Below are 10,442 nucleotides of genomic sequence, written 5' to 3' on the forward strand. Positions count from 1 at the left end.
GAAATACTGTAAACAACGCTACTGGTTTCTACACTTTAGGTTTGGCAAACATTAAGCTTTGGTTTTCACGTTTTATCTTCGCAGAAACTCAGCCTTGGCTACGCCAAGACATCATTTCTCAGGTAGCCTCTTTTAAGGCGGGCTGTATGTATCGCCTGCCGCCTACTGTTTTAATCCTACAAAAACGGGTTGTGCTGTTTTTCGTGGCCGATGGTGGTGCTGCGGCCGTGGCCGGGCAGCACTATGGTGTCTTCGGGCAACACCAGCAGTTTCTCGCGGATATTGCGCAAGAGATCGGCGTGGCTGCTGCGTTCGAAATCGGTGCGGCCGATGGATTCGTAAAACAACACGTCGCCTGCGATCAGCAGGTTTTGTTCGGCGCAGTAAAACACCACATGCCCGGGCGTGTGGCCGGGGATGTGCAGCACTTGGAAGCGGTATGCGCCCACGTTCAACTCGTCGCCCTCTTCCAGCCAGCGGCTCGGGCTCACCGGCGCAGACACGGGAAAACCAAAGTTGGCGGTGATTTCGGGCAGGGTGTCGAGCAGCCATTGGTCGTCGCGGTGCGGGCCGATTACCGGCAGCGGGGTATGCTGAATCATCTCGGCCACGCCGCCGGCATGATCGAGGTGGCCGTGGGTAAGCCAGATGGCCTTGGGCTGCACACCGAGTTTGGCGGCTTCTTCCAACAGCTGCGGCACGTCGCCGCCCACGTCTATCCACACGGCTTCTTTGCTTTCTTCGTCCCACAAGAGCGAACAGTTTTGGCGGAAAGGGGTAACGGCGAACACGGTAAGGTTAAGCGGCATGAGTGGCTTTCTTTATAAGAATTTTCAGGTAGCCCACATTGTGCCGCCGCGCGCGCCAAAGGTAAACCTTTTTAAGGTTTGGCGTATCCGCTACAATGCACCATTTATCCCCTTTGCGAGCAAGTTCATGCACACTCCGCCCAAGCCCAACCCCCTCAACCTCTGCTGGCTCGATATGGAAATGACCGGCCTCAACCCCGAGCACGACCGCATTATCGAAGCCGCCGTGGTGATTACCGATGCCGATTTAAACATCCTCGCCCAATCCGAATCCTACGCCATCCACCAAAGCGACGAACTGCTCAACGGCATGGATGCCTGGAACACTAGCACCCACGAGCGCACCGGCCTCACCCAGCGCGTGAAAGATTCCACGTTATCCGAAGCCGAAGTGGAACAACGCCTGCTCGATTTTATTGCCCAATGGATTCCGCCAGGCACCAGCCCCTTGTGCGGCAACACCGTGCACCAAGACCGCCGCTTCATGCAGCGCTACATGCCCCGCCTGGAAGCCTGGTTCCACTACCGCAACCTCGACGTATCCACCCTCAAAGAGCTCGCCCGCCGCTGGCATCCCGCCGCCTACAAAAGCTTCAGCAAAAAAGGCTCGCACCGCGCGCTGGACGATATCTTGGAGAGCATCGAAGAGTTGCGCCACTACCGCCAAACCTTCCTGCGCCTGCCCGAGGCCAACGGAACAAACCAAGAGGCTACCTGAAACAAAATAGCGAAGCTTCTGCGAAGCCGCAACATCCCGCCCGTTTGGATTCCGTTGAAGCTTACGCTTTCAGGTAGCCTTCCCCCATGTTTTCAGGTAGCCCATCCATCCCTATTTAAGAAGACCATGATCCGCAAAATCCTCCTGTCCGCCCTCGCCGCCCTGCTGCTGGCCGCCTGCGCCGCCAAGCCTTCATTTGAGCCGGCCATGCTCGTCCACTCCGTGCAACCGGTTTACCCGCCGCAGCTGGAAGAAGAAGGCATCAGCGGCCATGCCAGAATGCAGATGCGCATCGACACCCGGGGCAGCGTGAGCGAAGCACAGGTGCTCTCCGCCACCCACCCCTTATTCGCCCGCTCCGCCGTGCGTGCCGTCAGCCAATATCGCTTCACTCCGGCAAAACAAAACGGCCGGCCGGTGGAATCCGCCTTCACCCAAACATTTAGATTCCGAGTGTCGGAAGAAAACCCCGACCATTCAGAAACCGCCCAACCGCCCCGCCCACCCCTTCCCACACAATAAACCCGCCATGCTCCCCACCTCCCTCCCCGCCTGGCAAGCCCTGGCCGAACACAGCCGCGCCACCGCGCACCTCCACCTGCGCGAACGCTTCGCCGCCGAGCCAAACCGTTTCGAGCGCATGCACGCCGAACTCAACGGCCTGCTGCTCGACTACAGCAAAAACCTCATTGGCGAAGACACTCTCGATTTGCTCTGCCGCCTGGCCGACGAATCCGGCGCGGCCGAACTGCGCCGCCAAATGTATGCCGGCGGAAAAATCAATCTGAGCGAACACCGCGCCGTGCTGCACACCGCCCTGAGGCTGCCTGAAAACACCGCGCCCGTGTATGTGGACGACATCAATATCGTGCCGCAGGTACACGCCGAACTAAACCGCGCCCTCGATTTCGCCGAACGCCTGCAAAACGGCACGCACACGGGCTGCACCGGATTACCCATCCGCGACGTGGTGAACATCGGTATCGGCGGCTCGGATTTGGGCCCGCGCATGGTGGCGCAAGCCCTCGCCCCCTATCAACAAAACCTGAACGTACACTTCGCCGCCAATCTGGATAGCGCCGATTTAGACGGCATCCTGCGCCGCGTAGCGCCCGAAACCACGCTGTTTATCGTGGCCAGCAAATCCTTCCGCACCCCCGAAACCCTGCTCAACGCCCAAGCCGCGCGCCGCTGGTTTCTGCAATCCGGCCGCAGCAAAGCCGATATCGCGCAGCACTTCGCCGCCGTATCGGCCAATGTGGAAGCCGCTGCCGAATTCGGCATCGCCCCGCAAAAGGTGTTCGGCATGTTCGACTGGGTGGGCGGGCGCTATTCCGTGTGGTCGGCCATCGGCCTGCCCGTGATGTGCGCCATCGGCCGCGAACATTTCCGCGAATTCCTGCGCGGCGGGCACGATATGGACGAGCACTTCCTGCACGCCCCGTGGCGGCGCAACATCCCCGCCCTGCTCGCCCTCATCGGCATCTGGCAGCAAAACTTCTGCGGCAGCACCAGCCACATCGTCATCCCCTACAGCCACGGCCTGCGCCGCCTGCCTGCCCACCTCCAGCAGCTCGATATGGAAAGCAACGGCAAAAGCCGCAACCGCCACGGCAAGCCCGTGGATTTCGCCACCGGCGCCGCCATTTGGGGCGAAGCCGGCGTCAACTGCCAGCACGCCTTCTTCCAGCTCATCCACCAAGGCACGCAGGTGATTCCCGTCGATTTCATCGTCCCCCTCAACGGCAAAGGGGCCGACGACGGCCGCCACCTCCGGCTCGTAGCCAACGCCTTTGCCCAAGCCGAAGCCCTCATGCGCGGCAAAAGCGAAGCCGAAGCCCGCGCCGAAACAGCCGACAAAGGGCTACCTGAAAGCGAACAAGCCGCCCTTGCCAGCCAGCGCAGCTTCCCCGGCAACCGCCCCAGCAACACCATCCTCGTCGAACGCATCACGCCCTACACCCTCGGCCTGATTCTCGCCATGTACGAACACAAAGTCTTCATGCAGGGCGCCGTGTGGGGCATCAACTCCTTCGACCAATGGGGCGTGGAATACGGCAAAGAACTCGCCCAAACCATCCTGCCCGAACTGCAAGGCACCGCCCCCGCCGGGCACGATTCCTCCACCGCCACTCTGATTCAACGCTATCGGCAGCAGATGGGCAACAAACAGCCGTAACGGCCAAAGAGAAGGCTACCTGAAAGCCAAGCGGGCATTTTCAGGTAGCCTTTTTCTTTGCTACGGGCGAATACTTCTCTCTAGTTTTGTTTGCGACCAATCAAAATATTACAGGCTGGTAAACCGAATGCCGTTCACACATATAACAAGGCGAGCCAACGCTATATTGGAAATTCAGTCAATCCGCCATACCTGCCAATACCAACGTATTTTTCAGGTAGCCTGCCCCGCCAACCCGCTATAATCCCCTTCTCACTCCCCTTCGGAACCCATCATGACCACAACTTGGCACAACGGCTGGTGGCAGGGCGCGGTGCATTGCCCTTCGCCCAACTTCTCGCCCCGCCCCGCCGGCGAAACCGTTTCGCTGGTGGTGCTGCACAACATCTCCCTACCACCCTTCGAATACGGCGGCAGCGCCATCCGCAATTTGTTCACCAACCGCATCAACCCGCAGGCACACCCCTTCTTCCCGCAGCTGGTGGATTTGCGCGTGTCCAGCCATTTTTTGATTGAACGCAGCGGGCAGGTGGTGCAGTTTGTGTCGGGCAACGACGCGGCACACCACGCCGGCGTATCGCAATATCGCGGCCGCAGCAGCTGCAACACCTTTTCCCTCGGCATCGAGCTGGAAGGCTGCGATTTCGAACCGTTCACCGAGGCGCAATACCAAGCCCTGATTCCGCTGCTGCACAGCATGGCGGCATACTATCCCATCGAAGCCGTAACCGGCCACCAACACATCGCCCCCGGCCGCAAAAGCGACCCCGGCCACTTCTTCGACTGGCCGCGCCTGGCCGCCGCCGGCGTGGTGCTGGCGGAAGGAATTACGGATTAGCTGCTGTCACACCACTGGCCACCGCCCATTGTGTTGGCATTTGATAAAAACTGAATTCTGTACTATGCCAGCTGTGCGGCTCACAGGCTACCTGAAAGCATGGCTTCACTAAAATGAAAATGAATTTTTAGTGCAATGCAAACCATTGCTCATCTATGAGTTAGCGCGTGCATACCAGCAATAGTCTGCTTGAGTTTTATTGGGATTTTTGGTATACACGAAACGCAGTCCTATCATATTTTTACTGCAGTATCTAACCTGAAGAGAGGTATCCCAAATGCGTGTTTCTAAAAGTGCCCTTGTCGTTTTATCTGCCTTGGCCCTACTGACTGCCTGCCAGAAAGAACCTGAGCCAACTCCACCTCCTCAAGCGCAGGAGCAAGCCCCCAATCCTAATCCCGCCCCACCTGCTCCTACTCCCACACCGGCATCCAACCCCAGCCTGATTCGCGAACCGGCCGCCCCGCAGCAACAGCCGGATCCTGCTGCACAGGCCATCCAATCCAAACCATTTGGCGACGGGGGCACACTGGCCTTAACCAAAGTAAAGGTGGTCGGCCAGATTCTGAATGTGGAATTTATGTTTATACCGGCTAAAAATGAAAACGGCGGCTATAGATACACGAGCGCACGTACCGGCAAGGTTGCCGATTTTGCCTATATCGACGAAAGCACCAGCAAGCGCATCAGCCTGCTGCAAGACGAAAATGGCAAATATATGGTTGACCCTTCTCCCTCAGACAAGGATATAAGCGTGTCTGGCAACTCACCCAGAATCATCGCGCTAAAATTCCCTGCGCCGCCCGAAACATCGCCCACCATCACCATCGATTTCCCGGGTGCTGGTTCGTTTGATTCGGTGCCGGTGGGCCGCTAATTTTCCATTTGGCGGTGTGCAGGCTGCTTTGTGTAGCCTGTACGCTGCCCCTGTTAGAGGTGACTTTATGAAAAATTTGCGTTTACTTGCTTGTATGACAGCACTGGCCACTCTATGTGCTTGCGGACAAGACCCCAAACCTGCTGAGCCACAAGCGCAGGCTTCTGCAGCCAGCACCACTGCCATGCCCCAAACCACATCTGATGCATCTAATGCCTCGGCACCTGCTGCCGAGCAGGCATCTGCTGTTGCATCAGCATCATCTACCCTTTCCGCACAAGGCAACAGCCTTTCTTCCCAAGGCAGCAACCTGTCTGCACAAGGCAGCGGTTTGAGCGCTACCGAAACCGGGTTTAATATCGAAATCAATTTGTCGTCGGATGTGCTGTTTGATTTCGACAAAGCCGAACTCAAACCCGAAGCCGATGCCGATCTGCAAAAAGCCGCCGACATCATTCGTCAAAAAGGCCAAGGGGTGATCCTGATTACCGGCCATACCGACAGCAAAGGCTCTGATGCCTACAACCAACGCTTGTCTTTGGCTCGTGCACAGGCAGTAAAAAACTGGTTTGAAGCAAAAGGCCTGCAGCAAAATTATCAACTTGAAGGCCTCGGCGCCACACGCCCCATTGCGCCCAACACCCACCCAGACGGCAGCGACAACCCGGAAGGCCGTGCCCAAAACCGTCGTGTGGAAATTATTGTGAATAAAACCACGCAATTAGGGAATTAAGTCTCCCCCTGCTTTAAGCAATAAAAGGCCGTCTGAAAACAACTAATCTGTTTCAGACGGCCTTTTTGCAGCCTGCATTATTAGGGCTTATATCGGGTGCGGTAGCCGGGGTTTTCTTCGGGACGCAATTGGTTGGGGAACTGGCGGTCTGTGGTGATGTCCACCGCGGTTTGCTGAATCAGCTTATACACTTCGTAGGGATTTTCCACATAACGCAGGGCATTTCTGCCGCCGAAGCGGATCGTACCCCGTTTGAACATGGCTTCCAACACGCCTACATACACCCGCAAATTCTGCACTTCAGGCAGCTCGGCACTGGCAATATCCAGCCCGATCAGCCCGGAGGTGAAATACAGGCGTTTATCGGTGAGCGCGTAATCGATGCGGTACCAATTGAAAAAGCGGTAAACCGGCGAAAAAATGGCGTACCACACCGGAGCCAGATGAAAAAGTATAAAAAAATTCACATACGGGAACAAACCGTGCGATGCGGCATTAAACTTGCCGATAAAAAACAAGTCGAACAAGCCCCAGCACAGGGCAAACGGATAAATCAGCGGATTGCCCAATATGTATAAAAAACGGTGCGGCTTGCCCTGCCATAAGATGTTTTCGTTCGGGTCGGTGAAGCGTTGAAGCATGTTCCCTCCTGACGGGTAATGAAGCATGGGTATTGTAGCACTCAATCCATACCTCCAATTTCATGCTATCTCACATGGCCTCACCAAAACTTCCGCCTGCATACAGATAATTTCATTAACATCCACCCTTTCAGACGGCCTCAAGCCGCCACAGGCTACCTGAAAACAGAATTTCAATGCCATCCAAATATGAAACGGCAACGAAATGCCAAAACAGCCGCCTAGCCATTCCGACAAATCCGGTTCGCAGGTACAATCCACGTGCTGCGCATCCAATCCAAATACAGCTCAAACTTCAGCTTGGTGGAAACTTGCCGCGCTTTGTTTTCAGGTAGCCTCCACTCGACATAGGCCGCCGCCAACCCATATCAAAGGAACACACCATGACCCAAACCATCCTCATCACCGGCTCCACCCGCGGCATCGGCCGTGCGGCCGCTTTGGCCTTGGCACAAGACGGCTTCGACATTGTGGTGCACGGCCGCAGCCGCATGGCGGAGGCCGAAGCGGTGGCGGAACAAATCCGTTCGTTAGGGCGGCAGGCGCGGGTGTTGCAGTTTGACGTGGCCAACCGCGCCGAATGCCGCCGCGTGCTGGAAGCGGATATTGAAGCGCATGGCGCGTATTACGGCGTGGTGCTGAATGCGGGGCTGACACGTGACAATGCCTTCCCCGCGCTGGAAGACGAGGATTGGGACCGCGTATTGCGCACCAATCTGGACGGCTTCTACAACGTACTGCACCCGCTCATCATGCCGATGATCCGCCGCCGCGCGCCGGGGCGGATTGTGTGCATGGCCTCCGTGTCCGGCCTGATCGGCAACCGCGGGCAAGTGAACTACAGCGCGTCGAAGGCGGGGCTGATTGGCGCGGCCAAGGCTTTGGCGGTGGAACTGGCCAAACGCAAGATTACGGTCAACTGCGTTGCCCCCGGCCTGATCGATACGGAAATTTTGGACGAAAACGTGCCGGTGGAGGAAATTTTGAAAGCCATTCCGGCACAACGCATGGGGCTGCCTGAAGAAGTGGCACATGCCGTGCGCTTTTTAATGAGCGAACACGCCGCCTACATCACGCGGCAGGTAATTGCGGTAAACGGAGGATTGTGTTGATGAAAACAAAACGGGTGGTGATTACCGGCGTGGGCGCAGTGTGCGCCTTCGGCCGCGAGTGGCACGAAATCGAAGCTGCTTTCCGCGCAGGCAAAAACGCCGTGCGCCGCATGGAGGCGTGGGATGCCTTCCCCGAAATGGAAACCCGCCTCGGCGCACCGCTGCCCGCCTACGCGCCGCCCGCACATTGGACGCGCAAACAGTTGCGCAGCATGGGCCCGCTAGCGCAATACTGCACCGATGCCGCCGAACAAGCACTGAAACAGGCAGGCTTGCTCGGCGACCCCGTCATCCGCAACGGCAGCATGGGTGTGGCCGCCGGTTCTTCCAGCGGCAGCACTGCCGACGTGCTCGACATCGGCCTGCTGCTCGCCCGCCAGCCTAACAATTTCAACGCCAACACCTATGTGCGCATGATGCCGCACACCACCGCCGCCAACGTGGCCATCTTCTTCGGCCTCACCGGCCGCCTGATTCCCACCTCCAGCGCCTGCACTTCAGGCAGCCAAGGCATAGGCTACGCCTACGAAGCCATCAAATACGGCAAAATCCCCATGATGCTGGCCGGCGGTGCCGACCAGCTCTGCCCATCCGAAGCATACGTGTTCGACAGCCTCTACGCCGCCAGCCGACGCAACGGCGAACCCGAACTCACCCCCCGGCCCTACGATGCCGCACGCGACGGCCTCGTGCTCGGCGAAGGCGGCTGCATGATGGTACTGGAAGAGTTGGAACACGCCCAAGCACGTGGCGCGCACATCATCGCCGAGATTGTCGGCTACGGTGCCAACTGCGACGGCAGCCACATCACCCGCCCCGAAATGCGCACCATGCAACGCTGCATCGAACTCGCCCTCGAAGATGCCGCCCTGCCGCCCTCCGCCGTCGGCTACGTCAGCGGCCACGGCACCGCCACCGAACAAGGCGACATCGCCGAAACTCAAGCCACCGCCGCCGTGTTCGGCCATGTTCCCATCAGCTCGCAAAAAAGCTATCTCGGCCACACCCTCGGCGCATGCGGTTCACTCGAATCCTGGTTTGCCATCGAAATGATGCACAGTGGCTGGTTCGCCCCCACGCTGAACCTGAACGACATCGACCCCCGCTGCGGCGAAGCCGACTACCTCACCGGCTCAGGCCGCCACATCGACACCGAATATGTGATGAACAACAACTTCGCCTTCGGCGGCGTGAATACCTCGCTGATATTCAAGCGTTGGTAAGGCTCGTTTGCAACAGAGAGGCTACCTGAAAGCGGTTTGAAATGTTTTCAGGTAGCCTTTCGTTTGTTTGTACTTACTTGGGGCAACACTACTATAAAGGCTACCTGAAACTTTCAGGTAGCCTAAATATTCAGATATAAGCTGCGTTTTATCAGCCCTCACTCCACCACAATCTCACACTCACATTCCACCTCAAAATTCAACGAATTGGCGATAAAGCACAAACGATGCGCTTCGTGGTGCAGGGCTTTGGCTTGTTCGATGTGCTGCGCTTGGGTGATGGTAACCTGCGGGCGCAGCGTGGCTTTGACGAACCTGCCGGGCTGCGTGCGGCTGCCTTCGTCCATCACGGCTTCGGCGTGGTCGGTGTAGGCGGTTACGGTGATGCCGGCGGCACTGCACAGGTGCAGATACCAGAGCTTGTGGCAGGCGGAAACGGCGGCCAGCAGCATGTCTTCGGGGTTGTGGCGGTGTTCGTCGCCGCGAAAGGCGGGGTCGGACGAGCCGAAAAAGTCGGGTTTGCCGGCGATTTTGACGGTGTAATCGCGCAAATAGGCGGTGTAGGACGATGTGCCGCTGCCCAAGTTGCCCGTCCATTCAATAGTGGCGCGGTAGATGTGGTGTTTGCTCATAGGTGTCTCCTTGTGGCTTGGCAGTTTTGCTGCGTTGAAACTGCGCTTTGAAGGCAGCCTGCACGGATTATACCGAACGGGCGGCGCAGTCGAATATCGCGATTTGCCGTGGATTGATTGAATGTGCAGGCTGCTTTTTCAGACGGCCGTCTTGCCCGATTTATTTTCTTTCTTTATTATCCCGCACTTTTTTTACCCGAAGAAAGAACGCCATGTCCATTTCCTTTGTCCGCACCGCACTTCTGGCCGGCCTTGTTTGCCTGTCCGCTGCCTGCTCCAGCCTCGATTCCAGTATGAAACGCTATGTCGGCAAACCCATCGATATCGTTTACGAACGCTACGGCCGCGCGCCCGACACTGCACGCATCAAGGTGGGCGAAAACCGCTATTCCTATTTCTGGCGTTTCACCTACTATTACCCCGGCGGCCAAGAATACCAAGGTAGCAGCCAAAACGGCCCCATCATCACCAACTATTACAGCAACGTCTGCTACGGCCAGCACAGCGACCGCACCTTTTTCACCAATTCGGAAGGCATCATCATCGATTATCACTGGGCGCTCAGCAATTCATGGCGTGTGAATTGTAACAATCATGTTATGGGACGGCCGCCCCGATAAGGTCGTCTGAAAGCGCGCGCTTTAACTGTAGAAACCAGTAGCGTTGTTTACAGTATTTCC

Annotated in this window: 12 protein-coding genes; 9 read left to right on the top strand and 3 right to left on the bottom strand. The window is 57.4% G+C overall.

Annotated features, from left to right (window positions below; genetic code table 11):
• Window positions 1-176: 176 nt before the first annotated feature.
• Window positions 177-809 carry an MBL fold metallo-hydrolase gene (locus tag HMPREF2541_RS06140; protein WP_070542335.1) on the bottom strand — a complete coding sequence of 211 codons (633 nt, stop codon included), beginning with the start codon at window positions 807-809 and terminating at the stop codon, window positions 177-179.
• A gap of 127 nt (window positions 810-936) precedes the next feature.
• Between HMPREF2541_RS06140 and orn the strand changes: the two genes are divergently transcribed.
• From orn to HMPREF2541_RS06170, 6 genes are all read left to right on the top strand, one after another.
• The gene (gene orn / locus HMPREF2541_RS06145; protein ID WP_070542355.1) at window positions 937-1,527 is read left to right on the top strand and encodes an oligoribonuclease; all 591 of its coding nucleotides are present in this window, start codon (window positions 937-939) and stop codon (window positions 1,525-1,527) included.
• Window positions 1,528-1,653: 126 nt separating this feature from the next.
• The gene (locus HMPREF2541_RS06150) at window positions 1,654-2,049 is read left to right on the top strand and encodes an energy transducer TonB (protein ID WP_003824772.1); all 396 of its coding nucleotides are present in this window, start codon (window positions 1,654-1,656) and stop codon (window positions 2,047-2,049) included.
• Window positions 2,050-2,056: 7 nt separating this feature from the next.
• Complete coding sequence (pgi, locus tag HMPREF2541_RS06155) at window positions 2,057-3,706, top strand: glucose-6-phosphate isomerase (protein WP_070542338.1); 1,650 nt, start codon at window positions 2,057-2,059, stop codon at window positions 3,704-3,706.
• 274 nt (window positions 3,707-3,980) lie between these two features.
• Window positions 3,981-4,544: a 1,6-anhydro-N-acetylmuramyl-L-alanine amidase AmpD gene (gene ampD, locus HMPREF2541_RS06160; protein ID WP_070542340.1), complete on the top strand. Its 564-nt coding sequence runs from the start codon at window positions 3,981-3,983 to the stop codon at window positions 4,542-4,544.
• Between the two features lie 277 nt (window positions 4,545-4,821).
• Entirely contained in the window at window positions 4,822-5,421 is a 600-nt protein-coding gene (locus tag HMPREF2541_RS06165) for a phosphoribosylglycinamide synthetase (protein WP_070542343.1), read from the top strand.
• A 184-nt stretch (window positions 5,422-5,605) separates the two neighbouring features.
• Window positions 5,606-6,154: an OmpA family protein gene (locus HMPREF2541_RS06170; RefSeq protein ID WP_070542358.1), complete on the top strand. Its 549-nt coding sequence runs from the start codon at window positions 5,606-5,608 to the stop codon at window positions 6,152-6,154.
• A gap of 80 nt (window positions 6,155-6,234) precedes the next feature.
• Here the strand turns inward: HMPREF2541_RS06170 and HMPREF2541_RS06175 are convergent, their stop codons facing one another.
• Complete coding sequence (locus HMPREF2541_RS06175; RefSeq protein WP_064087227.1) at window positions 6,235-6,795, bottom strand: PH domain-containing protein; 561 nt, start codon at window positions 6,793-6,795, stop codon at window positions 6,235-6,237.
• A 383-nt stretch (window positions 6,796-7,178) separates the two neighbouring features.
• On the opposite strand from HMPREF2541_RS06175, the gene fabG reads away from it, so the two are divergent.
• Together fabG and HMPREF2541_RS06185 are read left to right on the top strand one after the other, a co-directional pair.
• The gene (gene fabG, locus HMPREF2541_RS06180) at window positions 7,179-7,907 is read left to right on the top strand and encodes a 3-oxoacyl-ACP reductase FabG (protein ID WP_070542346.1); all 729 of its coding nucleotides are present in this window, start codon (window positions 7,179-7,181) and stop codon (window positions 7,905-7,907) included.
• Entirely contained in the window at window positions 7,907-9,130 is a 1,224-nt protein-coding gene (locus tag HMPREF2541_RS06185; RefSeq protein ID WP_070542349.1) for a beta-ketoacyl-ACP synthase, read from the top strand. Before fabG ends, HMPREF2541_RS06185 begins: the two co-directional genes overlap by 1 nt.
• Before the next feature lie 158 nt (window positions 9,131-9,288).
• On the opposite strand, the gene HMPREF2541_RS06190 is transcribed toward HMPREF2541_RS06185, so the two are convergent.
• Complete coding sequence (locus HMPREF2541_RS06190) at window positions 9,289-9,762, bottom strand: OsmC family protein (RefSeq protein ID WP_070542353.1); 474 nt, start codon at window positions 9,760-9,762, stop codon at window positions 9,289-9,291.
• Window positions 9,763-9,974: 212 nt separating this feature from the next.
• Here HMPREF2541_RS06190 and HMPREF2541_RS06195 point away from each other — a divergent pair, with 212 nt between their 5' ends.
• Window positions 9,975-10,382 (top strand): hypothetical protein, encoded by a 408-nt coding sequence (locus tag HMPREF2541_RS06195; protein WP_064086599.1) that lies wholly within the window; start codon window positions 9,975-9,977, stop codon window positions 10,380-10,382.
• Window positions 10,383-10,442: the final 60 nt, after the last annotated feature.

The sequence above is a fragment of the Eikenella sp. HMSC061C02 genome (assembly GCF_001809035.1).
In the GTDB taxonomy this organism is placed as follows: domain Bacteria; phylum Pseudomonadota; class Gammaproteobacteria; order Burkholderiales; family Neisseriaceae; genus Eikenella; species Eikenella corrodens.

What these genes read in the sequence shown, in the direction of transcription:
- HMPREF2541_RS06140 (WP_070542335.1), bottom strand. Translation starts at nt 809, where the DNA reads ATGCCGCTTAACCTTACCGTGTTCGCCGTTACCCCTTTCCGCCAAAAC.
- orn (WP_070542355.1), top strand. Translation starts at nt 937, where the DNA reads ATGCACACTCCGCCCAAGCCCAACCCCCTCAACCTCTGCTGGCTCGAT.
- HMPREF2541_RS06150 (WP_003824772.1), top strand. Translation starts at nt 1,654, where the DNA reads ATGATCCGCAAAATCCTCCTGTCCGCCCTCGCCGCCCTGCTGCTGGCC.
- pgi (WP_070542338.1), top strand. Translation starts at nt 2,057, where the DNA reads ATGCTCCCCACCTCCCTCCCCGCCTGGCAAGCCCTGGCCGAACACAGC.
- ampD (WP_070542340.1), top strand. Translation starts at nt 3,981, where the DNA reads ATGACCACAACTTGGCACAACGGCTGGTGGCAGGGCGCGGTGCATTGC.
- HMPREF2541_RS06165 (WP_070542343.1), top strand. Translation starts at nt 4,822, where the DNA reads ATGCGTGTTTCTAAAAGTGCCCTTGTCGTTTTATCTGCCTTGGCCCTA.
- HMPREF2541_RS06170 (WP_070542358.1), top strand. Translation starts at nt 5,606, where the DNA reads ATGCCCCAAACCACATCTGATGCATCTAATGCCTCGGCACCTGCTGCC.
- HMPREF2541_RS06175 (WP_064087227.1), bottom strand. Translation starts at nt 6,795, where the DNA reads ATGCTTCAACGCTTCACCGACCCGAACGAAAACATCTTATGGCAGGGC.
- fabG (WP_070542346.1), top strand. Translation starts at nt 7,179, where the DNA reads ATGACCCAAACCATCCTCATCACCGGCTCCACCCGCGGCATCGGCCGT.
- HMPREF2541_RS06185 (WP_070542349.1), top strand. Translation starts at nt 7,907, where the DNA reads ATGAAAACAAAACGGGTGGTGATTACCGGCGTGGGCGCAGTGTGCGCC.
- HMPREF2541_RS06190 (WP_070542353.1), bottom strand. Translation starts at nt 9,762, where the DNA reads ATGAGCAAACACCACATCTACCGCGCCACTATTGAATGGACGGGCAAC.
- HMPREF2541_RS06195 (WP_064086599.1), top strand. Translation starts at nt 9,975, where the DNA reads ATGTCCATTTCCTTTGTCCGCACCGCACTTCTGGCCGGCCTTGTTTGC.